Consider the following 26,588-nt stretch of genomic DNA (forward strand, 5'->3'; position numbering starts at 1 on the left):
CAGTTCCGGTGGAGGCTCCGGTGGAGACTCAGGAGGCAGTTCCGGTGGAGGCTCCGGTGGAGACTCAGGAGGCAGTTCCGGCGGAGACTCTGGCGGCGATTCCGGTGGAGACTCCGGTGGTAATTCCGGTGGTAATTCCGGTGGAAACCCCGATGATAACTCCGGGGACGACCAGAACGACGACCGCTGTTGATCCTCTTGACATCCTCTCCGCCCTGAAGGGCGGAACTCCTCACGTTGGGGGTTAGTGGACGGGATGGCAGTCGATTGATCCCTGTGAAAGCTATCAGCAGCGTTCGAGGGAAAATAACAGCAACAGAGTGTAGGAGTAGCTTGAGGAATCGACTCAGGGAAACGCACTAGGGCGGAGATTTCGTCCTTGATACCTCGCTACACTGCTGTCATTTGTCGCTCTCTCCGATAGTCAATTGTTGGTGAAGCCAAACATTGGCATGATGGCCAACCATCACTCCCTGACTGGCCAACGTGAGTTACTCGGTTCGCGTTGAGGAGAGTGACAGGCAGTAACCATCTGGCGGCATTCTCACGACGAATGGTGGCATTGGTATGCTAGTAATGTTTTAGTAATGATTTGACAATCCATGTATCTCCGAGAAATTGGTGGGCTAGTGGCTGGAACAGCTACTTAGTAGTATCTTCACACCAAGGTAGTTGGTGGAGGAGCGGTTAGCTTAATCTGAGATGACTACTGACATCGCTCAATGCCCTGAATGTGGATGGACTGGAAATGCAACGAATTGTGTGATTGATGGGGACGAACGGCAATGTCCTGTCTGCCAACATTCGATTCGACGTAGTTGAACGTCTCGTCGTTCTTATAGCACCCGGCGTCGTCTCTGTTCGTTCTGACGAGACGGCACAGAAATGCGTACAGGCCGAACAATTTTCCCTCGACATCGATGCCACCGAAATGTCGATGTCACTAACGAGTGCCACGAGAATCCCGCAGGCCACCAATACGTCGTCACGCTGGACGACGTGACTGAAGAACTCATGGCTTGCACCTGCCCGCACCACGTCCACCGGGACGCCTTCTGCAAGCACATGGCCGCCGTCGAGAACGCACCCGACGGCGGGACGTTTGACGCATTCCCATCGGACGACGACCATATCAGTGGCCCGCACACTGGCTACGACACGTACGGCAACGTCGATCACAACTACTGGAAATGTGAAAAAATGTGGCGCGGAAGCCACCCGGCGCACTCTCCGACTGCTGCTAACCCGTCTCTCTTTTCCATTTTGTCACGCCAAACAACGCTGTCCCGGTGGATGTTTCTGTAATGGCTTTAATTAAAACGTGAAACCGGTGCTCTCAAATCGATTGTTCAATCCCTCGTGTACTCCCAATACGTGGAATTTCAATCGCAACCAGAACGATGAATGTTCCGGCAAGTAGTAGTATTGTGAGTAATACTCCGAGGTGGCTACTTACGGTTGCAAGAACCAGGATGATACTCGCACCAACGAATCTGGTTACAATCGTAGAACGTGGAAGGGCATGGAGACCTGCCCATTGAATGATTGTGACCGTGACGAGGAATCCGGCCGTGCTACCGAAAAGAATGAGTTGGCTCGCACCCACAAATTCGTGACCTTCTGCACCCGCGACGATGGTGGTCTCAATGCCAATTCCGAATGCTGTGATACAAGCGAATACTGGAAGATGTCCGTAGACATAGAGACTTCCCCGAATGGCTCCGATCCAATCGCTCCGAATAAACCGATTGACGATATTGCTGTCGGAGTACGCAAAATAGAGCCACCAAAAACACACGGCAATCAAAAATCCCGCAACAGCGATTATTGCAGCGGTGGCCTGCCAATTCGTATCAGTCGTCCCTGATGCTACACCAAGGATAGACTCACCTAAGACTACGATCGTGAACAAGCCGAATCGCTCGTCCATGTGAGAACGCTGGATAGGGACATCTTCAAGTAGCATATAGACAACTGGCGTCCAGGAAATTTCGATGATGAGTCCAACTGCCCAAAGCCCATACTGTAGTGGAGGAGAAACCGCGAGAGAGACGATCCAAAAGGAGAGTCCTATTGCATTCCCAATTGATGATTTCGTTGCTAGCTCGCGTGCTTCGGGTACTGTCCGGCTAGCAATTAGATAGAGTCCTATATTCACTAACCGGAGGAAGACATAGACGAGAATGAACGCAACTGCGCCTCGATAAAGGGCCGCTGGGAACGTGAACGACCAGATGATCACGCCAAGCATAACAACGATTGAGGCGATCGGAAACACCACGTCATCTTGGTCGAATACATCACCATAGTAACTGTGTGTACTCCATACCCACCAAACGGGAACAAATAGGCCCACGAATTCAGTAATCCCATCAATCGTCAAGGAGTCTGCGAGGAGATGCCCGAGTTCGGCAATAGCGACAACAAATACAAGATCGAAGAATAGTTCTAACCACGTTGCATGCCGGTCTGCAATCGGTGTTCGGTCATGAAGTGCGGGGGGCGTAACCAGTTGGAGCCAGTTTTTACTCATTCTGTATCTCTAACTCGCCACCCCCAATGTACTTCTCGTGCTTTCTAACACTACGAGTTCGGCGACGCAGATCACGGTTCGGCGTTCACCCGCTAGACGGAAGATCTCGATACCTCGCAGCACGGCGAACGGTTCACCGCACCAAGGTTCACCGTGCCAAAGTGGTGGCTCGTCTGCGAGGACTGCGGCGGGCGGATTGCCCGGTATCGACGCTCGAAGACCGTCCGCAATACTGAGCAGTACTGCTGTAACAATTGTGGCAGGTCAATTCACGTCGAGGTGGCGACAGTCAGTAACATCGCGAGAATCGATAACTCGAATTCACTACTCAATATTTTAAGCGTGTGCAAGATATAGGCTGTTCAACAATCTTCTAACACCAACCGTTCAGCTAAATCGACCAGACAGGGTGCTCTCATGAACCATACACAAACTACAGATGTCAAAAATATCGAAAAAACCATATATCATGTTCAGTATCCCTGTTCATGGTTCGAGGAATAGAATGGATGCAGGGGTTGACGCGACGAAATTACCTGAAAAACAGCGTGAAAGGGACTGCACTCCTTGGTATCGGCGGTGTAGTATCCGGTAAATCGTCGTCACCGAATCCCATCGAGACTGAAAACAGGAAACGAGGAAACGCCGGTTGGAAACCAGTCGTCGCATCGGACGCCCGGCCATCGGCGGTCGATCACCGCATCGAAGGCTATTCCTCGGAGTCGAGTGTCACGCCGGGCGAAACGATGACGTTTCACGTAAGCACGAAACCGCACGAGCGCTATCGTGTGGACGTTTTCAGATTGGGGTGGTACGATGGGAAGGGGGGTCGTCTGATGACTTCGCTTCCCGAGCGGGCGGGGCAGAGTCAACAGATTCCGACACCGTTGTCGAAGACGGGGCGGGTCGAGTGTGACTGGGAGGCAACCGATACACTCGATGTGCCGAACGACTGGGTGAGCGGTACCTACTTGGCGAAATTCGTCCTCACGTCCGGAAAAAAGAGCGGCACGTTTACCGTTTGTCCGTTTTTCGTTCGAGAACATCCAGATCAGAAATCCCGGTCGAAAATCCTGGTTCAAATGCCTATTGCAACCGCACAGGCGTACAACGGGTGGGGTGGGAAGAGCCTGTACGACTTCACCAGCGTGGGTGGTGCGGCCGACGAAATATCGTTCGACAGGCCGCTGGCCGGGTCGACGAGTTTGCATTTGAACTACGCGATTCATCTGTTACGATTCCTCGAACGAGAGGGATACGACGTTTCCTACGTTTCGGACGTGGATGTCCACCGCAACCCGAATGTGCTTCGAGAACACCAACTCGTTGTCAGCGCCGGGCACGATGAGTACTGGAGCATGAAGCAACGGAATGGCTTCGAAGCGGCACGAGATGCCGGAACGAACGTCGCGTTCCTCGCCGCCAACACGGCACTTTGGCAAGTCAGGTATAAACACGACGGGCGGACGATGGTCGGGTACAAGGAAAACGTCAAGGACGATCCACAATATGGAACCCAGTCGCAGACTGGTACGTTCCGCACCCTTCCATCTCCCCGTCCGGAAAGCGAACTGCTTGGTGTCATGGGGACGGGGGCTGGCTTATACAACGCTCCCGACTACTCGGTCGTTTCGACGGCACTCGACCATCCGTGGATGCGTAAAACCGGGTTCAAACCCAATGACAGCGTCGTCGGAGTCATTGGTCACGAATGGGACTTCGTCCACCGGGAGAGCGACGTGACGGGCGAGTTGACCCGTTTCTTCCACTATGACGCGGGCACAAGTGGGTTACAGATCGAATCGGACACCGATGCGGATGCCGTTTCCTATCGAGCACCGTCCAATGCTGTCGTCTTCAGTACGGGAACGCTTGGATGGACGTGGCGTCTCGACCCGGACCCACGATGGGATTCCATTAACTGGCCACTGAACAAAATCCAGGAATACAAGCCACAGGTCCTCAAACCCGATGCAAGACTGCAGCGATTTACGCGAAACATGCTCAACGATTTGCAGAAATCGAATCCATCGGTTGCGGGCAACTGACATCATAATTTTGGATCAGTCAAAATGCTAGGATCAGTGTGGTCTGTTGGTCGTCTGTGTGCCCGAAGCGCCCCTGACGACCCTCATCTACTCCATGAATATTTATCATTTCGAGCATTACTCCTTTCTCTTTGCAATAGTCATAGGTTCGAGAGAGCGTCACGGTCCGGAACGATAATCTAACCACCTTATTCTTCATCCTTCTCTGAAATGCTTGTAATCCTATCAATCGTTTCGAGCGTTGCCGTCCGACCACCTGTCCTCAGCCTTGACCGGAGCAACGGCACGAGCCAGTTGCTCATCAGTATAGTCACGATTCTCCAACTTCATACTCCGAAGACGCCATCGGCGACTGAGTTCCGGTTCCTCTTCAGGGCCGACCCGAGCTCCATGCGTTCTGAAGTAGGCACCGCCGCGGCCACGCTTCTTTCCTTCGTACGTATGCTGGTCGAACGCGACATCGTACTTCCCATCTATTTCGAGATCATCCGCTGGGTGATCGAAGCGGGGTTCTCGTCCCTCTTCATACGCGGTAGCTCGTTCGACCGATAGCTCACTAAAGTAATCGTCCGCATGTGCGGACTCGCGCGAAGAGGTCGCCCTGGCCGCCGCTAGCGCAGCGTGCACCGCACACAGCCGCCCCTGCCAGGAATCTTCTGACCAACGCTCACGGGCCAATTCCTCGTAACGGTCTATCGTGAGTGCCACTTCGTGACCAGCCCGTAGGTCCTCGACGATGTACAAGTTAATGCGATCCCAAAAATTCCATGCGTAGCCGGACCGCACAAGCTCCCAGGCAGCCCACGCCGCGATCTCCTTGTCAGACCGTCTGACCGCCTTTTGAAGCAAGCTGGAAACGGTATATCGGTTTACCCCGGACTTGGTCTCGTTCTCGCCGCACTCATCGCCGAAATCGTTCGTTGTCGCTCCCTCCCCGTTAGTCTTGTCTGTCGCTTCGTCGTCGGTTTGCAATTCCCCATCCGATCCGAACGTGGCCTGTTTCTTCTCGTCCATACAGAGGTCTCAAGTCTAGCGGATAAAATAGGTGGGCAAATCAAGCGCCAACGACCGGATGAGATTCACGGAATGATACAGAACGTCACCTGAGATCATGGTCTCGAATAATGGCGCATAGATTGAACAGGGAGTCCGGGGTAGTTCTACTTCCGCTTAAAAAAGCGGAAGTGATTGGGTCATCACCACTTCCAGTGAGCTCACACGGTATATGCCTCAGAACAACTGAAAACAGCCACATAGCAATTAATAAACTATATTTTGCTACATCAAAACTACTTCTGGTGAAGTGGGGGGTAGAACTGTGATGCATGGTTTCGAGTGAATTGGTGAACAGAAACTGCTCCAGGTCGGCTGGTGGACATTGTGACCAAACGGAATTGCTGCCGGTGCGGATATCCCTTCGAGCCTACAAGTGAATGCCAATCTTATGGCGGCGGCGTATCGTATGAGGGTTGCTCAAGAACTGACTCGCTGGCAATACGTCGAAACACTCTCACCAGGACGCCACTACCATCCTCGTCGATAGCGACGTACCAGTTATCTACAGTTGGTCAAGTAACATATATTCGCTGGACGGGTAGTAAATCCGTATGACCGGGAATGATTCGCCGCGGGATGAGGACACTTGCTCTCCCATCACGACCGAGGAAGGGTTTCAAGAAACCCTTCGGGCGCTTGTCGCGTCTTCAGCGGCCGCTCGCGTGACTGGCGAGCGCACAGTTCGAAGTCCAAGTCCCGCTGACGGAGTCGGTCAAGGAACTCACGAACCGCTGCCGTATGGGAGACATCGAGGACGGCAGTCGCGACACCGGCATCGGCATCGATGGTGATCGAATGCACGACGCCGCCCTCGTCAGTGACCCGCGCTGCGAGCGTCAGGTCGGACAACCCCGCCCTGAACAGTGACTCATCAGGCCCTTCGCTGATCCAGAGGAGGATTTGAACAGCGTATAGAGAATCCCTACACTATAGGGATACAGCCGATTGACGCCGATAAAGAACGAGCCGATTCCACCCAGGAATCCGAGTCCGGAAAGTGCCATAATCAATTCGCCGTGATCGAGAAAGAGATAGAAATGCACGGCTGCGGTAAAGAGAACTAAGAGTGCGACACCAAGACGCATCGACGAGATGGTGAAATCCTGTCGACGCGTATTGGTGTATTGATAGAGTGGTGCCGTTGTGACTGTTCCAAGCAAGAACAATCCACCAATCATCATGAGCCACTCAGTCGGTGATTCGTCCTCGTGACTATTCTCCTTTCTTCACTATGACTGTGTCCCGAATCTTCGTGGCCTTGTTCTTCATGATGACCGCTTTCCTCGTGATGCGTTGTCGTCAACGTCTTGGTATGGTCACTACTGGTTGCCATCGAAACGCCAGGGGAAAAACCAGTAGTACTATACTCAGCATGAGCAGTGCTCGTCCGATTTGTCTCCAGTTCTGGTTCACAGGTAGCGATTACCGATCCGGGGGCATAGTTCGCCACGAGCGTTTTCATCCAGTGAAAGCACGCCTTGATGATATCCTCACCCACCTAGTAAGCGAGGAGATTGCCACTCGATGGAATGTGGAGTGTTGTCAGAATGTAGGCCTATTTTTTGAACCGCTCAAACCCTCTGATGTTCTAGTTTCTATCGCCCCGTCGTCGCGATCAATAATAAGTCCGCACACTGGGCAGGAAGCGGACTCTGATGACCTTTGAATTGAAAATTTAATGACCAGATAACTAGTCCCATTCGATTCTTATCGACAGACGGCTCCGACTATCTTCGGATATTCGACTGATCTGCTAATTTCGAGATATGTGATTAGACTATCGTAGATAGCCCAAAATTAGCAAAAGTAATTTTATAGGACAAATATAGAAACAGTTTAGTTTAGTTTAATCAAACCTGAGATATGGCTATATTGGTGGTCTAACGGCATAATTCGACGCTTAACATTCAAATCTGAACGGCCAATACATTCATATCACCATCGTGCTTGAACTCATCGCAATCATGAGCGCACCTCCCAACACGGCCGACTCCGTTGGTGATACCACCACGACCTCTCAAGACACTGCGGCGTCCCAACCATTGTCGAAGGATACGATTTTTCATATTTTACAGGTAGAGCGCCGTCGCTTGATCTTACAGTACCTCCAAGAGCGGACAGACACCGTTTCGTTACGCGATCTTGCCGAGCAGGTAGCAGCCTGGGAGAACGAGCTGTCGGTCGTGGAGCTAACTTCGAAAGAACGCCAACGCGCCTATATTTCACTGTATCAAACTCACCTTCCGACACTCGATACGGAGGGTATCATCGAGTACGACAAAGATCGCGGAACAATCAAACGAACGTCTCGTGCTGATCAATTTGATTCGTACCTGTTCGACACCGTTCCACAGGACCCATCCGAATCTTCGACGGGTAGTGCGGTGAATCGTCGATGGGAACGGTATTATCTCGGTGGGACGCTTTTCAGCACGAGTCTATTGGGTGCTAAATTGCTTCAGCTTCCACTCGTGTCACAGGTGGCGTCTCGATTCATCATCCCAATCATTTTGTTCGTCTTCTCCATCCTCACGGCAGGCCACTACTATACTCGATCTGTACTCCCAGAGTCCATTTCGATTGAGAAAGTTACCCAGTTATTCTCTCTCCGGGGACGAAGTAACTAGTCGAATAGAGTGTTGCACTGTCGTAACACACCCCGAGCGACCAGTGTAACACAGAATGAGTCCTTCTTTCGCCTCCAATCGCGAGGAGTGGCGTAATCGAGTACAATCCCTCACTGCAGCTCGTTTCGTACACGGAACACCCACACGTCTCGAAGCACGGTTACAGGCAGGACAGAGCCTCGGTGAGGATGGCAATGAATCGGATGTGAACGAATCCAACTCGTAGCACTCTAGCTTTTTGTTGTAGGCGGTAGATACCCCCCGAGACACCATCTAAAACCAGTAATAGACGTGGTTTCTCGAAAGGGTTGTCCGTATACGCTTCTACCGTTGTCTCCACCGGTACGCTCATACTCACTCCCCATGTTCGCTAGCACATGACAGAGTTTGTCGTCGAGATTGACGATCATCCGAAACTCGAGCTTGACAATCTTGACGTCGGCGTTGAAGAAGACGTCATTGCCTTCGATGTAACAGGCACGATTCGAGACCTCGACGACGATCTCCTCGATGCACTCACTGACAAAACCCTTCGACCAACCGAGGTCCACTTCACAACAGACGATTAGTGTACCGTACGACTTCTATTCGTCATTGCCTGGCGAGTGTTCGCCGTCAGAACTTGATTCGGAGTGGTGAACCGTAATCTGCCCGCTGCTATCGACCTTGACGTGGTAGGCATCGTAATTAAATAGGACATGCCCATTCGTCTCACGCGGGTCACCTGCAGCGCGTGAGCCGAAGAGCGCATCAAGTGCCTCGGGATCGACGAACTCCGAGAGGGGTGCGAGTTCCGTCGGATCAGCATCGTTCAGTGTCGCAACCGCTGTGATTAGCTCTTCACTGACGCTGTCCATTGTTGGATCAAATTCTGTCTGGTAGGCCGCATCGTCTGCGTGATCGTCCTCGTCATCAGACGGGGGTGTATGATTTGTCATGGTGGGGTACGAGAAGGACTAACTCTAGAATGCACCCCACATACGGCATGTGAAACAGCCAGACTGTTTCTGAAAGATTCGTTCCCGCGCCCTGGAAACGGATACACAGTGTGTCCTTGCTTCTCAGCCGGAACCCTACGCGACGGTCACATAAAGTTCTGGCTGGGAACCGAGCACTACCTGAAGGACACACTTCGTACCACTTGTGACTCCGTTCCTCACGGACGCAAGCGATACAGCAGAATGGAGTCAATCCCCGTACGCAGTAGGCTCAGACACCGTAATCCACCCATCACTAGCAACCTCGACGTGATATTGATTATAGCGGAAAGAAACACTCCCCTCGCTATCACGGGTATGCCCGGCGACCTTTGGGCCGAAAAAGCCGTCTTCGATCGCGGCGATATCCACGCACTCGTATAATGGCGGATCCTTGAGATCCACTGGAGCAACGTCTGCGGCATCAGCAATCGCGAAGATGATTTCGGTGGTGAGATCGCGGTGGCTCTCTCGTTCATAATGAGCTTGTGCCACAAACGTCATGCCGGGATCATCGGGTTCGTTTCCATCCGGTGCAAGTTTGGTGCCATCATCAGTGTGGTCATTACTTGAGGTCATCTGTCGTCCTCCGTCTGAAAGTGTCCTATCGTACAGTCATGCCCGAGGCAGTAATACCTTTTTCGAGGCTATCGGTTACTGTGTATCCTCTTGGTCGAAGTCGTGACGAGCATGCGTTTCTTGCCGATTGTCGAGACTGCCACCAGCACCCTCCAACACGGTCAACACCTGGACCGCATGCGGACCTGGAGTGATCGTTTCGGTATCGTCATCAAACTCGATCACGTCCAAGTCGACGAGTTTCGGGACATGTGAGTGATAGAGCGACGTATACATCTCCTGGTGCGTGAGCGCCGCGATGTTCGCCTCGGACGTATCGGTCTCCCATGCAGCGAGCTTCGTCGCGAGGTCATCAAGCGACCATTTGGTCTCTTTGGCGAGAGTGTAGACGAGGTAGCGTCGTCGTGGATGCCCAATCGCCTCGAAGACGGGTTGTAACTCGAGGACGACCTCTGAGACATCGATGTCGAGATCGCGCTCGGCGGCGCTCTCCTCGCCGGACTGACTGGAATGTGTCTCCCACTCGTCGGGAGGTGGCTCGTTCCCCGCCATAGTCAATGCTGAGGCGTCAAACGAAAAAAAAATTCCGGTAGACACTGTTTTCTCGACCATATTGGACAGATACGCACCTCGTCGCCGTGTCGTATTGCCCACGGGAACTGGTATGTTCTCAGTGCGACTATTCGAAGCTTCTCGATCTCCTTCTAGGACTCATCACTACTCGACCCGGACAAGGCGCAATTCTTAAGACTAGAATTAAGGTTAAGCTTCGTGGTGGTAGTGGGTTGTCGGTTATCCAGAGTTGCAGTGAAGATGCCCAACCATGGGGTAGTAGCCGAGGAAAACGGTTCGGTGTCACCCCTCAACATGAGCAGTAGATTGATCTTAAGATTAGATTTAAGGTTATACAATATAGTGTCGGTGTATGGGAACGGACCAATTCACACAAGCACTCAACGACACTGAAAGTGTGCAAAAGCGCTATGCAAAACAACTAGGGATCAAACCAGACCGAATTCCCTTCACCGCGGAGACGCTACCAAATCCTGAGGTTGCCGTCCGTGTGAACGATGACCTACTCAACGAAGTTGCCTCACACATTCTGAATCGAGCGGGCCACGTCTCGATCATCGACCGGCGCGGTGCAGGGAAGACTCACTTTCGCGATCTCGTCTATGACGCACTCGCAAACGGCCCCCGAAGCGAAGAGTTCCACATCGCACGGATTCGTGAAGTCGAGTCCATTACAACACGACGATTCTACACACGACTACTAGACGAACTATCCCAGTATGAGGACTTGGAGATACCAGATGACTACCCACATCCGACCGATGAGGTCCGACAGATCGTCGAAGACGTAGCAGCTCAGCTCGAAGAACAGGATATCACCTGTATCATCCAAGTCGATCAACTTGAGGACGCAGCACGCAACACACGCACATACGAACAACTACTCGCCGCGTTGCAGAGTGTCGGTGACCTCGGTGATGAAGAACCAGTATTCTTGTTGTTCCTGTTCGGTACACCGATAGCAAGTGAGCGAATCGACGAGCTTCGCGAGACACTTACCTCTCGTCTCGTCGCGAAGGATCGATCACTGGAACGGTTTGGCTTTGCCGAGACTGATGAACTGATCGGACGATGGCTCGCATTCGCACGCGAAGAGGAGTACAGTGATGGCTACTCATCTGATCCCTACAGCGCAAGCGCAATTGACGAGGTTGTCGATCGAAGTGACGGGACTCCCCGCTCGATTCGGCAACAGTGTTACCATGCATTCCGTGCTGGTGCACGGCAGTTCGATGACATCGAAGTTGTAGAGATTGACGATTCGACACTCGAGCAGTACACTTAAGCTTAAAGCTAAGGTTAAGATTAACAATGAGCAATCCACTGAACGATGCGATGGATGCAGCAGAATCGGATGGGGAGACAAACGAAGCGACATCGAAAAACGAATTCGATGCGGACGAATATCTGAACAAACTTGGGGAGGGTCCGAAAGAACAAACCGTTGGCTTCTCAGTCGACGAGCCGATGCATCGATTCTACAAAGAACTCCAGAGCGACGACAACATCGAATTCAATGTGGCCGAGTCATTCCGTGAACATTTGAAGAAGCTAGCTCGTCGCCATCCGGAAACGTTCGAACGCGCAATGCGGAAGTGGGAAATCGATAGAGAATATTGATCTTAAGATTAATACTAATCTTATTTCTTGTACTTCATGGATCGTGGGCGAGGTTTGATTTGTGGGATGTGACGTGAGAGGAGTAGTCAAAGGAGATGGATCATCGTAGAGAGAGCACTAATTAGCTAGCCGGTTTAATCTTAATGTTAACTTTAAGATAGAGAGATAGGTGTGAAGGGGGATTGTTCAAAGATGAATCATCATGGAGATTCGTATCTCTCACGTGCTTCACGCTGAAGCGCGAATGTATTGACGGTCTTGATTCGATCACCGTATCCATGCTTTGTTAGTGCTACCTCAATTCCACGACGAGCAGCTTTATCGGCGATATAGACAGTAACTGACTCAACTTTATTTTGGTCAAGTAGCTGTGCTGCGACACCGTCGATTGCCGAGTCAGCTTTTTCGACCGTATCGGCGTCTCGTTCAGTTGCAGTGGCAATGTAGTGCTGAACGATATCCATTGTGAACGAACAATACGCATTGGACAGAATGAATGCCCTACAACACTGTATTTACTCGTTCAAAAGCCGCGTAGATGTCGACATGACGGCGAGTTTGTTCCTATCCGGCAGTACTGTTTTCCGACCACCGTGTAGAGGCGATCTATCGAGCAACCAAGACAACGCCAATAACTGCGAACACGATGCCAGCAAATTTGGTTATCGTAACTTCGTCTCCGAGGACGACCATTCCGATGATGGCTGCGACGACGAAGTACATGGCACCGAGAGTTGAGACGACCGTCGTTGACCCTTGAGCGAACCCGACGTACATCGAAATAAGGCCGATTCCGGTGAACAATCCGGCCACGCCAGCAAGCAACCCTCCCCTCACAGTAACGGCAATCGATGCGTCTGAAACGACGATAAACCCGAGTGCAAGGAGTCCCGCTGTGAGATACGAGATGGCGGCTGCAGTCCTGGGATCGATGGATTCCGACGCAGCGTTGCCCAAGACAATCCAGATTCCCCACGTCACCATCGTAATCAAGCCGAACAAAACGGCCGAATCCATCTCAGCGAATTCCATTGGTGAGAGTCTCGTGTCGCCCCCCTAAGTAATCTCACCATCTTAATAACAGATTATTAAGTCCATATGGACCAGTCGCCCGATAAAATCGAGTATCTGTTCCGGTCGGAGGTCGGGGTCGGCTGCTTAAACCACTCGTGAGCGACACATTCACCCGCCGTGAATTATAGGATGAGATTAGTGCTTCATAGGCGACTCTTGGTCGATTCTCTAGGATTTCGAGAACCGTCAGTGGATACAGAAACGGGACGCCATCTACGAGCGACCGCCCTCGGCTCGTGGGTCGCTGACGGTTTGAGTACACTCCAACAAGCTCTCAGCGTGAGCGACGATTTTCGGGCGTTTGAGTCGTGGGTTCCGACGGGTATAGATTGATTCGACGTGAGTTGGTTCGCATCCACCCCGGTGAAGAGCAGCTTTCTACCGCAAAAACACCGCAATAACAAGTTTACTTCCAAGTAACCGATCTTTCTTTTCTCACCTCCGTCCAACGGAGGTTTCGAACCGCCCACCGTGGTGTGGTTTCTTCGGCTGTCTTCGTGGCGGTTGAGACCCGATCGGGGTGATGAACCAGTTCACCCACCTGCCGTGTGTCGCTCACCAGGTGAACGAGTTCACCCCCTTCCTGGTTTCCCGGGAAGGTTGCTCGTCGCACCGAATCGGGCACAGACTCGTCGAGGGAGTCGAACCCTCGTACTGACCGTCACAGGTTGGATCGGATCGTCAGTCGCTGTTCCACACGTCGAGATCGATGGAGAGGCACGTCTTGTGGCGGTTCTCGTAGTTGTTTTCAAATGATAACACCTACCGGAGGCTGTTACTCACACTTGTTGGCGTTCGATAAATTCAACTTCAACGGTTACTTTGTGATCTGTTCTTTCTGATATGCGTTTCTTGAGGTGATTCCCCACGGTAGGAAAGTTTTGATCGGGTGGCCGACTAACAACCACTGTCACTTTCTGTGGCTGTTCAGATAACATTCCGTTATTGAATTCCGTTTGAACATCCATAAGCGCTAAACTCTGGTATTGTTGTTGATCAAGTGTCTCACCAACAGCCTGATTAACTGATTGTTCAAACGTCACATGTGTCGCTACAGCTCCACCTGCGGTAGCAAATAGAACTGCCAGAGCGATTGCAACTACGGCCGATGGGCCAATCCGACTGAGCGAAAGGTTCGGCCGTATAGCACCAGGTTCCCATCCGTCTGGTCGATATCCAAGATACCAGAGTACAAGCACGCCGGTGACGTGAATCGATGCCGCGTTCACGATAAGTAGGATGAGTGATCCAAGTGCAATCGCTGGAATATTCCACGCAATACCGATTCCGACTGCGGCGGCAGCAGGAATGAGTGCTGCAGCGATCATCACACCAACGAGTGCCGCCGAAATCCCAGTTGCAAGACCTGCTGCACCTGCAGCACCAGCACAAACACCGATGATAAGCGACAACAATCCCGGTGAGATACGTTGTGCGATTTGATTGATCGCTCCCGGATGGAGTGATGGAGAAAGAAAATGCCCGTTTTTGAGGGCGAGGCTAAAGACGATTGCACCAATAATCGCAATGCTGAGCCCATATATCTGCGTTGTAAATCCATCGATGATCATCTTCCGGTTACTAAGTACCGTTCCGACACTCGCAGTTAGCGCAGAGCCCACAAGCGGCGCGATGACCATCGATCCTACGACGAGTGCTGGAGAATCCAAGAGAAGTCCAGCGGTTGCAACCACAGCACTCAGAAAGGTCAAGAGGACATATGTGAATGCATTCGGCAGTAGTTCGAGCGCTTGTGATCGGAGTTCTTCACTTGCAATACTATCATCTTCTTCCTCTCCAACAATAAATCTCTCTTCCATCTCGCCCATATTTGATGAGAGAGCAGATTTCACATCGGCGACGACCGTGTAGCGATGGTCGTTGTGACCGGCACCCTGGAATTTATCGAGTACGACTTCGAGGGCTTGCTCAGGAACTGGGAACTCCACGATGACCATCTCTCCACGGTCACTCACTTCGTTTGAGACAATGTAATCGATATCTTCGTCATCGAGGACCTGAAGAACGGCTTCCTTGTCCTCGTCCTTGATGAGTGTTCGGACGAGTCGCATGTATCTGGAACTTTATTAGGTGCGTTTATAAATGGTAGTGTATAGTGTACAAATTCTACAATTATATAATCACTATTCTATATCTATATGAATCAAGAGGATTTTAGCCGAAAGCTCACTCTCTGATGGATGCGCTTTCGAATGGTGGACCGACTCCCAAGGGAGAGGAACCTGTGCTCGATAGATGCTCTCCACCTCGATGATGAGAGCAGTAGGATCACTGGTGAAGCCAACTGTTAGCCCGTCCACGTGGACGCCCGGCAAATCAGCGACGACAGTGATTTGCTCATCGATTCGGTAAGCCTGCACGTTGAATTCGTCCGTCGCTGTTTTCATCGTAGTTGATCTCGATCAGTTTGTTCTCGGATGAGAGACTCCACGATGGCAGTCGCCGCTGAGCATCTATGACTTCCCAAAACGCACGCAACGGTGACTGTCATCGTGAATTCATTCCAAGAAACTATTATTTGATATATTCTACGACACGGGCCATCCCGGATTCTAGGTGATAGAGGTTGTGACAGTGGAATAGCCAGTTTCCGGGGTTGTCCGCGAAAAAGTCGAACGTCACCGACCCCATGTGACCCGGCACGATAACCGTGTCCTTCATTACGTCCCCGACCCGGAAGAAATGCCCGTGGAGGTGCATCGGATGAAGCACTGGACTTCGATTCGTCATCTTCACGCGGACGTGTTCTCCTTCCCGGATCTGTAACGGATCAGCGTCGGGATATGCTTGCCCATCGATGAGCCAGCCATACGAACCGCCCATCTCAGGCGATAGCGTCAGGTCGAACGTCCGATCGGGACTTCCACGGAGTTGCTTCGGGAGCTGCTTTGCTCGCAGATCGCTATACTGGAGTGTCCGCCCCCAAGAATTGAGACCAGCTGGTGACCCTGACATATTCTCATACCGGAGGACTGCGTGAGCGGGCTGTTCGTCGCCATCGACTGCTTCCCCTCGTATTTCCCATGCACCGGGATTCGTCGCTTCGACGATGGCATCGTAGCGTTCACCGGCACCGAAAACGAACGAATCGACCGAGACGGTGTCAACGGGTCGCCCGTCAGTGTGCGATATCCATAGTTTGTGACCGGCAATACCGACACGGAACGCAGTCGCACTGCTGGAATTAATAAAGCGTAGACGGACCCGTTCTCCCTCCTTGACGTCGAATGTGGCGGGCTCTTCCGGGAGACGACCGTTCACGAGCAAGCCAGCATACGGTGGCCGTTGGTCACCCATCATCCCCCCCATTCCACCACCACCCATACCACCCATTCCGCCACCACCGCTCGACGATCCCTCGAGTGGTTCAGGTGCATGGGTCAGATAGTCGTCGAACACGACGATGTATTCGCGGTCATACTCGACATGCGGCGATTTCTCTTCGATTACGAGCGGTGCAGACAGCCCACGGTCGAGTTGGAGGCCAACGTGACTGTGGAAAAAGTACGTTCCCGCCGGTTCCGCCCGGAACTTGTACGTAAATGTCTTGTCCGTCTGGATTGGCTGTTGGGTCACGTTCGGCACACCGTCCATACTGTTGGGGACGGGGAGGCCATGCCAGTGGACCGTCGTTTCTGTGGGGAGACGGTTCTGCAAGTCGACGCGAACGATGTCGCCTTCGGTGGCGCGGAGTTCGTTGCCAGGGAACGTCCCGTTGTACAGCCAGTTCTGGACCGATGAAGAGCCTGGCGACACCGTTCCAGGAGAGGCAGTTAGTGTGGTTTGTACGTCCAGGTCGCCCGACACCGTCGGCCGTGGGGCGACTGTCTTTTCGTCGTCGAGCGAGGGGGAGGAATTGGAGGTACAGCCAGTGAGAGCACCAATTCCTGCGACACCGAGTCCACGGAGGAGGGCGCGTCGCGAGAGACGTGAATCGTCCGTCATTGATCAGCGTACGAATTGAAGCACAATAAGGAGCAGTATTGGGGATATAACGAAAGATTCAGAAGAAGACCTAAATGTGAACGAGGGGACATCCAGGCGATCACCGCAGAGAACGGGACCGACCAAGTCAGGTCGAACGAAGTGCCAATCACCAGCAGGATAACTCGTCAGTACTCGGCAGCGACCTCATCTAACACGCGGTCAAATCGATCGCGAACGTTTTCGGCGATATTGTCGAGATCTGGGTTCTCGACGACGCTCAGCAGGGTATTTGGGTCAACGGCGCTAACGACCACATGGCCGTCGTCGTTGTAGATGACGACGTTACAGGGCAGCAATACGCCAAGATCGCGTTCGGCCTCCAGTCCTTGTTCGGCTAGTGGTGGGTTACAAGCGCCGAGGATGCGGTACTCCGGGTAACCCTCGAGACCGAGTTTTTTCGAGTTTCGCTTGTAGGTTGATGTCGCTCAGCACGACGAACTCCTCGGCTTCTAGCGCGTTGACGGTCGAGTCGACAACATCTTGAATCGGACCATCGAGTCGACGAGTCATCGTGTAGCTCATAACCATCTCACGGTTCGTCCGCCAATAATATAGTGTACAAGTCACAATCGTGATGGCTGCGAATATGTATGCGAAACGCTGTGATAAAATTGCGACGTGCGACGAAGTTACGTTCTCAGGGGACAAGAATCAGCAACTCGATATAATTCATCAGTCGTTGTAGTACTAGATGTAAGGGTGAACTAAACATGACTCTCGCACGCCGACTCGAAACAAGAACTGCGACGCTGACCACTCTCGCGACGACGCTCCTCACAACGACGACGGGAACGGTCGTCGCTCACACCAACGGGGCTATCGGCGGCGCCCACTCGTGGGGCGGTCATATGTGGGGTGACGGCTGGATGGCTGGTCCCGAGTGGATGGATCTCTGGGGACTCCTTTGGATGGGCGTCTTCATTGCGATACCTCTTGCACTCGTGTACCTCGCTACGCGACGCGAGACCGAGCGCAAAACAGACTCCGCAGCGGCGGTACTTCGAGAGCGATACGCCCGCGGCGAGATCGACGACGATGAGTTCGAACGGCTACGAGCGAAACTCTCGTAGCTCAACCTGTTATTTCGACCGCGGGGCTTGTTCCAGCGGACAGTGATGCGTTACCCCTCGTGACCAGTAGGTCGTGGTCGATTCCAAAAGGAGCAGTACCCGAAAAAGAAGACGCCCCCACACGCCTGCGCTTCCATTCATCTCGTTCTATCGCCGTTTGGCGTGATTTTCGCGTCGTTGCCATTCCCGGGAGAAACGACAGTAGTACACTAACCTGCTATCGGTTCCACAGATGGCTGAGCTAGACGCTACCGACATCCAGATTCCCCAACTGTTGCTCGAAGACACCCGCCACTTCTATCGATCTTCGAGGAGAGAATCCCTCCCTTCAGGGCGGGAGTGAATCCGACAATCCCCGCACACACAACAGTTCAATGACGAGAAAGATATTCTACACGAGTCCGAGTCATTAAGTAAATTTATCTACATATTCTATATATGGCGATTCAGGTCACTCGCACCTACGTTGGTTCAATCCAGAACCAGCGACAGGTCTTCGATGGCCTCGACTCGCTCGGAGATTCCGCCTCAAAAATTTGGAACGTTGCACGATGGACAGCCGACCGAATCTGGGACGCAACCGGCGAAATCCCCGATGAAGCCTCGCTGAAATCGTATATGAAGAACCAGTCGTGCTGGAAAGATCTGAACGCACAATCCAGTCAGAAAGTCATTGAAGAACTTTCTGACGCTTTCCAGTCATGGTTCGACTTGCGGCACAAGTACGACGAGGCGAATCCGCCCGGCTACCGCAAACAGGGCGACAAACGACCACATAGTACGGTCACGTTCAAAGAAGACGGGTTCAAACACGACCCCGAGAACAACCGTGTCCGACTCTCGAAGGGGTCGAACCTCAAAGAGTACTGGTCGGACTTCCTGCTCTGCGAATACCAGACCCGCCCCGACGTTGACCTCTCAGAAGTCAACTCAGTACAGAACGTTCGCGCCGTCTGGAACGGTGACGAGTGGGAGCTGCACTTCGTCTGCAAAGTCGAACTCGAAACCAACGACTCAGTAGGCGACGAAGTGGCTGGCATCGACCTCGGAATCAAGAACATTGCTACGGTCGCGTTCCCCGACGAATACGTGCTGTACCCCGGAAATTTGCTCAAGCAAGACAAGCACTACTTCAAGCGTGCTGAGTACGACACCGAGGGCGATAACGGCCCGTCAGAGAAGTCGATGTGGGCACGTGGAAAACTCTCTGATCGCGAGACGCATTTCTACCACACGCTGACGGATACCATCATCACCGAATGTGTCGAACGCGGTGTTGGCACGCTCGCGGTGAGTTGGCCCGAAGACGTGCGAGAGTCCGACTGGGGCAAGACAGGCAACAAGAAACTCCATACATGGGCGTTCGACCGCGTCTACCAGTACCTCGAATACAAAGGAAAGATACGTGGCGTAGAGGTGTTGAAGGAGAACGAGTGGGACACCTCAAAAACGTGTTCTGTGTGTGGAGATGACACGAAGTCGAACCGGAAGCACCGTGGGTTGTACGTCTGTCAGTCGTGTGGATTAGTCGGGAATGCGGATTGCAATGGAGCAGAGAATATGCGACAGAAGATGACTCCGAGTCCTCACGGTGAGGATAGGAGTAACGGCTGTGTGGCACAGCCATCGACATACTTGTTCAACCGCGAAAGCGGGACGTTCCAAACGAGAGAACAGGTCGTGTCGTAGACCGGTAAATATCCCACCTGCGGGACGGGAAGCCCCGTCGTTCACGACGGGGAGGATGTCACCGTGAAATCTCCTGTTACTACATGTAGCCGAGGTTGGTCAATCGATTCTCTACGGTCTCCCCATCCTTCTCTGAGCACAATTTTTCAACGCACGCATTGTAAACTACCTGAATAAAACCGATTCGATTTCGACACCATCGAATCGGATTCAAGTGCAATTCTAACCGGTGTAGTGGTTTCGACCCATCCAATCACAAAGATTCTTTGTCGGTCGGCAAGGTGTTGAAGATGAGCTAGCAGTATAGGCTTAGTCCGCTGGTTGGGTGTGTTCTCCGTGGTCCTCCGTGGATTCGGACCGGTGGAGCCAGTAGAGGAACAGGAAGAATCCAGTCGCCAGTACGTTCAGCACCATTTTGTAGTTCATCTCGATTTTGATCTCGGCGATTTTGGCGTTCGAGGGGTCCGGAATAAGCCCGGCACCGAGGAACAGGAAGTGGATGACAAATCCAGTGAAGACTGCTGCGACGAAAATCATTCCCGAGAGGATGGCCGCAAACTTCGTTCCATAGTACTCTCGATACGCGTCCATGATTGGTGGGACGATGAGGTCTGCGTAGATGTAACTCAGGACGCTCCCGAATGGGAGACCATTCGTCCAGAGGACGGTACCGAACGGAACGTTCCCGACCGAACAGACGAACGTGACGACGCCAATGACGGCGCCAACCACCGCAGTCCAGAAGATGTACACCGGCACGCCGAATATCGGACCGGAAAAGACCGACGTCCAAACTTGCTCGGGGATGAATCCGGCGATGAGACCGGCAAAGATGAATCCGATGGCGATTTCGTCCCAGAGCATCCCCCACTCTTTCCACTGTTTGTCGGCAAGTGCCTTCCATCCGGAGAGCGACGTTGCCTGCTCGCGGATAGTCGTATTGGCTTCTTCGGGGTCGAAACTCTCCTTACACGACTGAGAGCAGAAATAGTAGGTCTGTCCGTCGTGTTCGGTCGAATAGTCGGTCTCCTCTGGGTTGACGTCCATTCCACAGACAGGATCTTGTACAGTTGGACTTCCCTCATCGAGGACGTTCTGTCGGGCTTGTTCAAGAACCTCGTCTGGGACGAGATAGATGAATCCGAAGGCCATCAGTCCGATGAGCATGAACCCGCCGATGATGTCTGCGGCGAGGAACTGCCACCCGAGGAGGATCCAAATGACTGCGCCGATCTCGATGACGAGGTTCGTCGACGCGAACATGAACGCGCCAATGGTGGCCGCCGCAGAACCACCCTTCTTGAACAGGTTCTTCGCCGTAGCGATGGCGCTATAGGAACACGACGAGGAGATGAACCCAAAGAGCGACCCGTAGCCAATCTCACGTAGGCCATTGCCCTCGAGTAGGTCTGCGACTTCTTCGTCCGATGTCCACGCCTCAACGCCTCCTGCAATGGCAAATCCGATCACGAGCGCCCACCAAGTGATCCATGCCATGGCGATGGTAGTTGTCGCCGCATGTTTCGTACTCTCCACGAAGAACGTTCCCAACGGCTTCGAAGTTGTGAATACTCCGATACCGATGGTCACGAGAGCGATAGCGACAAGGATCGCATATTCTTTTTTCTCCATACAAAAGACTACGGGAGTCCCACCTAATCGTGTTCTGTCTAATACATCGGTGGCAAAGACGGTTGAATGAACTTATCCACTAACTATGTGGTGGCTCCCACTTGGTTTTCCAAAGCATGGGTGGATTCGAACCACGTTTCCACGGGGACCAATGCTGATTATTCGGCAAAATAATCCACTCAGAAGCCTAATTACGGCAATTTCACAAACTTCGATTCGAAGGAAAAATGCTAAGCAAAGAAAACCCATACTGCTTTATTCGAGTCACAACCATCCCTATTTGTGTGTGAGGACAGTTCCTCTCGTAAAATCCTATCCCTCATAGGTGACGACAACGTCCAAACCATACTATCTGCTACGAGTGAACAACCAATGTCCGCGAACGAATTGAGCGATACTTGTGGTATTTCACTACCAACTGTTTACCGACGACTCGAGAAATTAGTCGAATACGACTTGCTTTCCGAACAGAATAAAATCGCACCCGACGGGAATCACTATAAGATATATGAAGCGAGAGTTGAACAGATTGCTGTCCGGCTAAATAATGGTGAGTTTGATGTCGACATCGGAGAACAGGCGACCGATGCCCCTGCCCGTTTCAATCGGTTGTGGGATGACATTCGGAGGGACGATTCCTAATGCACGCCGGTCTTATCGTCGCGAAAATCATCGTAATATTACTTGGTATTCTCATAGCGGCCCAAAGTTATCGCGCATACAAGCGATACGACAACCAACCGATGTTCTTTCTCGCAATCGGGTTCGTGGTGATTAGCATTGGGTCCGTAATCGAAGGAATATTATTTGATATCGCCAACGTGTCTATCTTCTATTCAGGCATGATTCAGTCGATAATCGTCATCGTCGGAATGGGTTTCATTCTGTACTCGCTCTACTATCAGCCCACATAGAAGCCCCTTCTCAACGAGAAACAGCTTGCATTCTTTGGGGTCTCTTGACAGGAGGTACGGGAAAATTCTCAAGAATAGGATACAGATTGACTCATCTTCGATCGTCGCTTTCCCGTCGTAGGCGGTTACGACGGGTATCGAACTCTTCTTCGGAGAGATCACCCCGAGCGTATGCTAATCGGAGTTCTTCGAGTGCCGGGTCAGTTCTCAAGTTATCTCTCGTAAAGGCGCGATAGAGAAGGTAACCTCCTCCGATCAGGATAATCAGTGGAATGAGCATCATGACCCATCCCCATATCGGAGTGACTCGTCCCCCATACCCCGGGCCCATCATCCATCCACCCATCATTGGGAATGCGAACAACATCATCACCACTGGAATGAGAAGAATGATCGCGAGGACAATGAGGACAATTCGAATCACCGAACCGCTCTGATCTGCTGTGGTCATAGGTTCAGATTGGCTCCATAACCACTTACAAATTCTCTCGATCGTGAGCAGACCGATCGGACTTATATTTAAAAATGGGAAACTAGAACTGTTTTCGTAGTAATCAGTATAACTACGTCAACCGTAGTGACAGTAGGGGGAAGAGAATGGCTATCGGAGAAGCTGGTGTGATCAGCAGCCAGATTTGTGGTATCGTGCTAGCGACCGGGTCACTTCGTGAGGTCGGCCAGTTTATCATCGAATGGGCATGGGATATTTGGTGGGCACTCGTTCTCGGATTCACCATTTCTGGCGCGATTCAAGCCTACGTCTCGCAGGAACGGATGGTCGAACTCCTCGGTGGCCGTGGTCCACGTGAGATTGGTTTAGGTGCCTTTTTCGGATTTCTCTCGTCCAGTTGTTCGTTCGCTGCGATCGCAACCACGAGAACGATTTTCAAAAAGGGAGCCTCGCCCGAAGCATCACTCGCTGCATTTCAGTTCGCATCCACGAACTTGGTTATCGAAATCGGCCTCGTGATGTGGATTCTTCTCGGCTGGCAGTTCGTTATCGCCGACTTCCTGGGCGGTGTCTTTCTCATCCTTCTCTTTGCTGTGATAACGAAGTATCTCGTTCCGGACTCTTGGTTCGAAAGTGCTCGTAACCATCCCGACGAAACGGGTGGTGGGATGCAGATGGATACGATTCTCTCCTTGTTGTTGCGAGTTCCGAAACGACTTCTCTCGACTCGCTCGTCTACGGACACTTCTAAACCTGAATCTTCCCGTGGAGAACACGAGCACACTCAGGATCACGACCACACAGACCATGGCGAGATGCAACCGGAACCTAGCTGGAAGTATGCGTTTCGTCGGGCGATTCACGAATGGAAGATGGTCTGGAGCGATATCATCGTCGGATTCATCATTGCCGGTTTCATCGCCGCGTATGTTCCACAATCGGCATGGACGCAATTGTTTTCGCTCGCTCCACAAGGAACCTTTGCGTGGGTGGCACTGGGTAGTCTTATCGGTGTGCTCGTAGGGATTGTGACGTTCATTTGTTCGGTCGCTAACGTTCCATTCGCACTCGTCCTCTGGAGTGCAGGAATTCCATTCGGCGGCGTTCTCGCGTTCATTTTCGCGGATCTGATTGTCCCGCAAATCGTCAATATCTACCGGAAATACTACGGCCTCCGGATGGCCGTCACCCTCTTTGTTTCCATCTTCTTTGTCGCCTTCGTCAGCGGAATACTCATCCACTACCTGTTCGTCGGACTCAATCTCGTTCCACAAGCTACCACGGGCGGTGCTGTGCCGGGGACATACACGCTCGTCTTGAACGTGCTGTTTACTCCGCTTTTCCTTGCACAGGTGTACGTCACGTATATCGAACCCCGCCGTGGTTCTCGTCCGACGACTGCGTAATTCGAAAATAGTCCTGTGGTGTCGCTATAAAATCGGCTGCTTTTTCCTCTCTCCATGGCCCGATTTTCAAAGCGCGTATAACGAACGTCTCCGATCAAATCGTATCGTCGGGATCGTGTTTCTCAGTCATTCGCTCGACTTCGGCTTCATATCGTTCTTGGAGGTCCGGATCATCGATGGCTTCGAGGTCGGTGGGTGAGACGTCCTTCGCAGCAGTGATCGAATCCATGTCGATTGCTTGAGCAGCGAGTTCTCGCCGGAAGATTCGGTCGCCATCGCGAGTTGCGTACTTGAGGATAATGAGGTCACGATTGTTGTACCCACGTTCGACGAGCCAGACACGGATATCCTCAGTCTCACTTGGCATAGTAATAACGATGGGAACCACGATGTTAGGCTGTTTGGTCTTCAGCACTCAGATTCTGCGTCAGGAAAGACTCGCGTACACAACCATCTGATGAATAACTCTCCAGAGATAGTGGGATCGCCTGATTACGATCATACCTTCGAGAGCGGATGAATCATGGACAATGTTGGACTCGGCATCACCAAAACTATCGTTGGAATGCTTGGTCTGCTCGTTCCGTCTACTTGTCTAACGCACGCTCAAAAATTGATTCGGAACTTCGAAACGCCATCTCACTTCCGACTTAGGCGGACGCCATCTCACGGCAGCTCTCCGCGCACTCTTCGAGGACATCGGCACAGACCTGGCAATGGTCGTGGTCGTGTCGAGAGCACTCCTCAGCGCATTCTTCGGCTGCACCAGCAGTGGCCTCGGCAAGTTGCGGGCTATAGTTGGAGTTACGCGCCATGAACCGGGCGTGATCGGCAGCGAGATCAGCCACATCTCGACACAAACGAATACACCGCGACATGTCCATGTCTTCGTCCAGACACTCGTCAGCACACCATTCGCAGGTCTGCACCGCCTCGAAGCAGTCGTTCATGCACTTTTTTCCCGTATCGCTCAATTCGAGTTCTGAGAGTGCCATTGCATCCATTATTTCAACGCCTGTCCTTTCCCCAGTTGTTGCTAACGGGGTAATAGAATAGAACGCTGAAAGAGGGGAGAAGGAAAGAAACGATATAAATGGTACTTAGCGTATCCAGTGTCAATCGCCACTATCCTTTTACGGTCCCTAATGGACATCCGAGGGGAGCGTCAGAGAACCATGGTCGAACTTGATCAAACAGATACGGAGATTCTGCAGTTGTTAATGGACGATGCACGCCGCTCGTATACCGATATCGGTGACCAAGTCGGCTTATCTGCCCCGAGCGTTTCGAACCGCATTACCCAGCTTAAAGATCTGGGGGTCATCGACGGCTTTACGGTGAACATCGACCGGTCAATGCTCGCGACGGGAGATGACATTCTGATCGAAATCGAAGCTAAGCCAGGTGCCGAAGAGAGGATCGTCGAATCGTTATCGGTTGTCGATGCAGTTGAGTGCATTCTGCAGACAATCGATCTACAAATCAGTGTTCACGCCTATATGAACGATCAAGAGATTAAGCACCTCTTCGACGAGACACTGGACGACCAGGACATCCAATCGTACGAGATTCGAAAGATCGAAAATTCAGTCTGGAAGCCCCAGATTCACCGGTCTGATCTCGCGATCGAATGTATCGAATGTGGAAAGCCAATTCAAGGGGACGGCATCACGGTGGAAACCGATGAACAGCAATACTATCTGTGCTGTACGTCCTGTGAATCACTCTTCCGTGAGCGCTATGGTGAGTTGAAGAGCGGCGTTTGAGGACACTATTCGGCATCGCTCCTGTGATTCCCATCGACCCATCGAGAGATTGTCATCTACTGGATAAGCCGAAGAGGAGGCCTGCATTGTAACCACTCTACAATTCATATACAATAGAACCCTTTCCCCCTCAAATTAGTTTGATTTATTGTCATCTCTGGCGATGCCACTCTGGGGGAAATTCCATGTCCGACAAATCACGAGTTACGAATCAGACACGCAGACAGTTTCTCGGTGTCGTGGGTGGTGCCGCGATTGGATTGTCATCGACTGTGACCGCTCAAGAAACATCTTCAGGCGAGGACCATCACGGAACGTGCTGTTTCCGTCTCGGTGGCCGAGTTTCTGGATGGCAAGGACGTGGTCCTCAATCTATTGCTGGACAGAAGAATCCGACGCTCCGAGTCGAACCGGGTCGGACGTACGGACTGGTATGGCAGAATTTGGATGGACAACCACACACGTTCGCGCTGCGCGATTCGAACGGAAAGAATCTCCCGGTGATATTACCGACTGTCCGCACGATGCAGAATGGTGGGTCGATGATGGGTGGTCAGCATGGGAC

29 protein-coding genes are annotated in these 26,588 nt (G+C 52.2%); 12 read left to right on the forward strand and 17 right to left on the reverse strand.

Translation table 11 applies throughout. From position 1 onward, the window contains the following. On the forward strand, positions 1 to 248 hold a 248-nt coding region (locus tag NKF25_RS11470; protein ID WP_253226803.1), incomplete at its 5' end, for a hypothetical protein. Between the two features lie 751 nt (positions 249 to 999). Next, positions 1,000 to 1,305, forward strand: coding sequence for a hypothetical protein (locus tag NKF25_RS11475; RefSeq protein ID WP_253226804.1), 306 nt, complete (start codon positions 1,000 to 1,002; stop codon positions 1,303 to 1,305). 31 nt (positions 1,306 to 1,336) lie between these two features. Here NKF25_RS11475 and NKF25_RS11480 read toward each other — a convergent pair whose 3' ends face one another. After that, positions 1,337 to 2,533: a low temperature requirement protein A gene (locus tag NKF25_RS11480; protein WP_253226805.1), complete on the reverse strand. Its 1,197-nt coding sequence runs from the start codon at positions 2,531 to 2,533 to the stop codon at positions 1,337 to 1,339. A 488-nt stretch (positions 2,534 to 3,021) separates the two neighbouring features. Here NKF25_RS11480 and NKF25_RS11485 point away from each other — a divergent pair, with 488 nt between their 5' ends. Beyond that, complete coding sequence (locus tag NKF25_RS11485) at positions 3,022 to 4,581, forward strand: N,N-dimethylformamidase beta subunit family domain-containing protein (protein ID WP_253226806.1); 1,560 nt, start codon at positions 3,022 to 3,024, stop codon at positions 4,579 to 4,581. A 225-nt stretch (positions 4,582 to 4,806) separates the two neighbouring features. Here NKF25_RS11485 and NKF25_RS11490 read toward each other — a convergent pair whose 3' ends face one another. The 3 genes from NKF25_RS11490 to NKF25_RS11500 all read right to left on the reverse strand — a co-directional run bounded on the left by NKF25_RS11490 (position 4,807) and on the right by NKF25_RS11500 (position 6,818). Further along, a complete protein-coding gene (locus tag NKF25_RS11490; protein ID WP_253226807.1) occupies positions 4,807 to 5,595 on the reverse strand; it encodes a hypothetical protein in 789 nt (262 codons plus the stop codon). A 639-nt stretch (positions 5,596 to 6,234) separates the two neighbouring features. Beyond that, positions 6,235 to 6,486: a bacterio-opsin activator domain-containing protein gene (locus tag NKF25_RS11495; protein ID WP_253226808.1), complete on the reverse strand. Its 252-nt coding sequence runs from the start codon at positions 6,484 to 6,486 to the stop codon at positions 6,235 to 6,237. Beyond that, positions 6,474 to 6,818: a hypothetical protein gene (locus NKF25_RS11500; protein ID WP_253226809.1), complete on the reverse strand. Its 345-nt coding sequence runs from the start codon at positions 6,816 to 6,818 to the stop codon at positions 6,474 to 6,476. The genes NKF25_RS11495 and NKF25_RS11500 overlap by 13 nt, the downstream gene beginning before the upstream one ends. A 762-nt stretch (positions 6,819 to 7,580) precedes the next feature. Here NKF25_RS11500 and NKF25_RS11505 point away from each other — a divergent pair. Then, a complete protein-coding gene (locus NKF25_RS11505; protein ID WP_253226810.1) occupies positions 7,581 to 8,264 on the forward strand; it encodes a hypothetical protein in 684 nt (227 codons plus the stop codon). Positions 8,265 to 8,641: 377 nt separating this feature from the next. After that, entirely contained in the window at positions 8,642 to 8,833 is a 192-nt protein-coding gene (locus NKF25_RS11510) for a hypothetical protein (protein WP_253226811.1), read from the forward strand. Between the two features lie 15 nt (positions 8,834 to 8,848). Here NKF25_RS11510 and NKF25_RS11515 read toward each other — a convergent pair whose 3' ends face one another. The 3 genes from NKF25_RS11515 to NKF25_RS11525 all read right to left on the reverse strand — a co-directional run bounded on the left by NKF25_RS11515 (position 8,849) and on the right by NKF25_RS11525 (position 10,372). After that, positions 8,849 to 9,202, reverse strand: coding sequence for a HalOD1 output domain-containing protein (locus NKF25_RS11515; RefSeq protein ID WP_253226812.1), 354 nt, complete (start codon positions 9,200 to 9,202; stop codon positions 8,849 to 8,851). 249 nt (positions 9,203 to 9,451) lie between these two features. Then, positions 9,452 to 9,820, reverse strand: coding sequence for a HalOD1 output domain-containing protein (locus NKF25_RS11520; protein WP_253226813.1), 369 nt, complete (start codon positions 9,818 to 9,820; stop codon positions 9,452 to 9,454). Between the two features lie 75 nt (positions 9,821 to 9,895). Continuing rightward, positions 9,896 to 10,372 (reverse strand): hypothetical protein, encoded by a 477-nt coding sequence (locus NKF25_RS11525; RefSeq protein WP_253226814.1) that lies wholly within the window; start codon positions 10,370 to 10,372, stop codon positions 9,896 to 9,898. Positions 10,373 to 10,745: 373 nt separating this feature from the next. On the opposite strand from NKF25_RS11525, the gene NKF25_RS11530 reads away from it, so the two are divergent. Together NKF25_RS11530 and NKF25_RS11535 are read left to right on the forward strand one after the other, a co-directional pair. Continuing rightward, complete coding sequence (locus NKF25_RS11530) at positions 10,746 to 11,678, forward strand: hypothetical protein (RefSeq protein ID WP_253226815.1); 933 nt, start codon at positions 10,746 to 10,748, stop codon at positions 11,676 to 11,678. A gap of 26 nt (positions 11,679 to 11,704) precedes the next feature. Continuing rightward, positions 11,705 to 12,013, forward strand: coding sequence for a hypothetical protein (locus NKF25_RS11535; RefSeq protein ID WP_253226816.1), 309 nt, complete (start codon positions 11,705 to 11,707; stop codon positions 12,011 to 12,013). A gap of 200 nt (positions 12,014 to 12,213) precedes the next feature. Here the strand turns inward: NKF25_RS11535 and NKF25_RS11540 are convergent, their stop codons facing one another. From NKF25_RS11540 to NKF25_RS24375, 6 genes are all read right to left on the reverse strand, one after another. Continuing rightward, positions 12,214 to 12,477, reverse strand: coding sequence for a hypothetical protein (locus NKF25_RS11540; RefSeq protein WP_253226817.1), 264 nt, complete (start codon positions 12,475 to 12,477; stop codon positions 12,214 to 12,216). Between the two features lie 142 nt (positions 12,478 to 12,619). Continuing rightward, the gene (locus tag NKF25_RS11545) at positions 12,620 to 13,045 is read right to left on the reverse strand and encodes a DMT family transporter (RefSeq protein ID WP_253226818.1); all 426 of its coding nucleotides are present in this window, start codon (positions 13,043 to 13,045) and stop codon (positions 12,620 to 12,622) included. Positions 13,046 to 13,866: 821 nt separating this feature from the next. After that, complete coding sequence (locus tag NKF25_RS11550) at positions 13,867 to 15,159, reverse strand: TIGR00341 family protein (protein ID WP_253226819.1); 1,293 nt, start codon at positions 15,157 to 15,159, stop codon at positions 13,867 to 13,869. Between the two features lie 72 nt (positions 15,160 to 15,231). Further along, positions 15,232 to 15,495 carry a hypothetical protein gene (locus NKF25_RS11555; RefSeq protein WP_253226820.1) on the reverse strand — a complete coding sequence of 88 codons (264 nt, stop codon included), beginning with the start codon at positions 15,493 to 15,495 and terminating at the stop codon, positions 15,232 to 15,234. Positions 15,496 to 15,622: 127 nt separating this feature from the next. Then, the gene (locus NKF25_RS11560; protein ID WP_253226821.1) at positions 15,623 to 17,053 is read right to left on the reverse strand and encodes a multicopper oxidase family protein; all 1,431 of its coding nucleotides are present in this window, start codon (positions 17,051 to 17,053) and stop codon (positions 15,623 to 15,625) included. Positions 17,054 to 17,220: 167 nt separating this feature from the next. After that, on the reverse strand, positions 17,221 to 17,457 hold the full coding sequence (locus NKF25_RS24375) for a DUF302 domain-containing protein (RefSeq protein ID WP_342766328.1): 237 nt from the start codon (positions 17,455 to 17,457) through the stop codon (positions 17,221 to 17,223). 348 nt (positions 17,458 to 17,805) lie between these two features. On the opposite strand from NKF25_RS24375, the gene NKF25_RS11570 reads away from it, so the two are divergent. Continuing rightward, positions 17,806 to 18,165 carry an SHOCT domain-containing protein gene (locus tag NKF25_RS11570; protein WP_253226822.1) on the forward strand — a complete coding sequence of 120 codons (360 nt, stop codon included), beginning with the start codon at positions 17,806 to 17,808 and terminating at the stop codon, positions 18,163 to 18,165. A gap of 438 nt (positions 18,166 to 18,603) precedes the next feature. Beyond that, positions 18,604 to 19,854 (forward strand): transposase, encoded by a 1,251-nt coding sequence (locus tag NKF25_RS11575; protein ID WP_253226823.1) that lies wholly within the window; start codon positions 18,604 to 18,606, stop codon positions 19,852 to 19,854. A gap of 309 nt (positions 19,855 to 20,163) precedes the next feature. Here NKF25_RS11575 and NKF25_RS11580 read toward each other — a convergent pair whose 3' ends face one another. After that, positions 20,164 to 21,486 (reverse strand): permease, encoded by a 1,323-nt coding sequence (locus NKF25_RS11580; RefSeq protein WP_256490520.1) that lies wholly within the window; start codon positions 21,484 to 21,486, stop codon positions 20,164 to 20,166. 282 nt (positions 21,487 to 21,768) lie between these two features. Between NKF25_RS11580 and NKF25_RS11585 the strand changes: the two genes are divergently transcribed. Next, positions 21,769 to 22,128 carry a helix-turn-helix domain-containing protein gene (locus NKF25_RS11585; protein ID WP_253226825.1) on the forward strand — a complete coding sequence of 120 codons (360 nt, stop codon included), beginning with the start codon at positions 21,769 to 21,771 and terminating at the stop codon, positions 22,126 to 22,128. 363 nt (positions 22,129 to 22,491) lie between these two features. Here the strand turns inward: NKF25_RS11585 and NKF25_RS11590 are convergent, their stop codons facing one another. Continuing rightward, entirely contained in the window at positions 22,492 to 22,851 is a 360-nt protein-coding gene (locus tag NKF25_RS11590) for an SHOCT domain-containing protein (protein ID WP_253226826.1), read from the reverse strand. Between the two features lie 146 nt (positions 22,852 to 22,997). Here NKF25_RS11590 and NKF25_RS11595 point away from each other — a divergent pair, with 146 nt between their 5' ends. Beyond that, entirely contained in the window at positions 22,998 to 24,257 is a 1,260-nt protein-coding gene (locus NKF25_RS11595) for a permease (RefSeq protein WP_253226827.1), read from the forward strand. Positions 24,258 to 24,351: 94 nt separating this feature from the next. On the opposite strand, the gene NKF25_RS11600 is transcribed toward NKF25_RS11595, so the two are convergent. Further along, positions 24,352 to 24,624 carry a hypothetical protein gene (locus NKF25_RS11600; protein WP_253226828.1) on the reverse strand — a complete coding sequence of 91 codons (273 nt, stop codon included), beginning with the start codon at positions 24,622 to 24,624 and terminating at the stop codon, positions 24,352 to 24,354. Positions 24,625 to 24,907: 283 nt separating this feature from the next. After that, complete coding sequence (locus NKF25_RS11605; protein WP_253227072.1) at positions 24,908 to 25,252, reverse strand: four-helix bundle copper-binding protein; 345 nt, start codon at positions 25,250 to 25,252, stop codon at positions 24,908 to 24,910. 180 nt (positions 25,253 to 25,432) lie between these two features. On the opposite strand from NKF25_RS11605, the gene NKF25_RS11610 reads away from it, so the two are divergent. Beyond that, entirely contained in the window at positions 25,433 to 26,023 is a 591-nt protein-coding gene (locus NKF25_RS11610) for an AsnC family transcriptional regulator (protein WP_253226829.1), read from the forward strand. The last annotated feature ends 565 nt before the right edge of the window (positions 26,024 to 26,588 follow it).

It is taken from the genome of Haladaptatus sp. AB643, from assembly GCF_024136975.1.
GTDB lineage: Archaea > Halobacteriota > Halobacteria > Halobacteriales > Haladaptataceae > Haladaptatus.

Coding starts and splice junctions, on each gene's coding strand:
- NKF25_RS11480 (WP_253226805.1), bottom strand. CDS start 2,533: ATGAGTAAAAACTGGCTCCAACTGGTTACGCCCCCCGCACTTCATGAC.
- NKF25_RS11485 (WP_253226806.1), top strand. CDS start 3,022: ATGGTTCGAGGAATAGAATGGATGCAGGGGTTGACGCGACGAAATTAC.
- NKF25_RS11490 (WP_253226807.1), bottom strand. CDS start 5,595: ATGGACGAGAAGAAACAGGCCACGTTCGGATCGGATGGGGAATTGCAA.
- NKF25_RS11500 (WP_253226809.1), bottom strand. CDS start 6,818: ATGATGATTGGTGGATTGTTCTTGCTTGGAACAGTCACAACGGCACCA.
- NKF25_RS11510 (WP_253226811.1), top strand. CDS start 8,642: ATGACAGAGTTTGTCGTCGAGATTGACGATCATCCGAAACTCGAGCTT.
- NKF25_RS11515 (WP_253226812.1), bottom strand. CDS start 9,202: ATGACAAATCATACACCCCCGTCTGATGACGAGGACGATCACGCAGAC.
- NKF25_RS11520 (WP_253226813.1), bottom strand. CDS start 9,820: ATGACCTCAAGTAATGACCACACTGATGATGGCACCAAACTTGCACCG.
- NKF25_RS11525 (WP_253226814.1), bottom strand. CDS start 10,372: ATGGCGGGGAACGAGCCACCTCCCGACGAGTGGGAGACACATTCCAGT.
- NKF25_RS11530 (WP_253226815.1), top strand. CDS start 10,746: ATGGGAACGGACCAATTCACACAAGCACTCAACGACACTGAAAGTGTG.
- NKF25_RS11535 (WP_253226816.1), top strand. CDS start 11,705: ATGAGCAATCCACTGAACGATGCGATGGATGCAGCAGAATCGGATGGG.
- NKF25_RS11540 (WP_253226817.1), bottom strand. CDS start 12,477: ATGGATATCGTTCAGCACTACATTGCCACTGCAACTGAACGAGACGCC.
- NKF25_RS11545 (WP_253226818.1), bottom strand. CDS start 13,045: ATGGAATTCGCTGAGATGGATTCGGCCGTTTTGTTCGGCTTGATTACG.
- NKF25_RS11550 (WP_253226819.1), bottom strand. CDS start 15,159: ATGCGACTCGTCCGAACACTCATCAAGGACGAGGACAAGGAAGCCGTT.
- NKF25_RS11555 (WP_253226820.1), bottom strand. CDS start 15,495: ATGAAAACAGCGACGGACGAATTCAACGTGCAGGCTTACCGAATCGAT.
- NKF25_RS11560 (WP_253226821.1), bottom strand. CDS start 17,053: ATGACGGACGATTCACGTCTCTCGCGACGCGCCCTCCTCCGTGGACTC.
- NKF25_RS11570 (WP_253226822.1), top strand. CDS start 17,806: ATGACTCTCGCACGCCGACTCGAAACAAGAACTGCGACGCTGACCACT.
- NKF25_RS11575 (WP_253226823.1), top strand. CDS start 18,604: ATGGCGATTCAGGTCACTCGCACCTACGTTGGTTCAATCCAGAACCAG.
- NKF25_RS11580 (WP_256490520.1), bottom strand. CDS start 21,486: ATGGAGAAAAAAGAATATGCGATCCTTGTCGCTATCGCTCTCGTGACC.
- NKF25_RS11590 (WP_253226826.1), bottom strand. CDS start 22,851: ATGACCACAGCAGATCAGAGCGGTTCGGTGATTCGAATTGTCCTCATT.
- NKF25_RS11595 (WP_253226827.1), top strand. CDS start 22,998: ATGGCTATCGGAGAAGCTGGTGTGATCAGCAGCCAGATTTGTGGTATC.
- NKF25_RS11600 (WP_253226828.1), bottom strand. CDS start 24,624: ATGCCAAGTGAGACTGAGGATATCCGTGTCTGGCTCGTCGAACGTGGG.
- NKF25_RS11605 (WP_253227072.1), bottom strand. CDS start 25,252: ATGGCACTCTCAGAACTCGAATTGAGCGATACGGGAAAAAAGTGCATG.
- NKF25_RS11610 (WP_253226829.1), top strand. CDS start 25,433: ATGGTCGAACTTGATCAAACAGATACGGAGATTCTGCAGTTGTTAATG.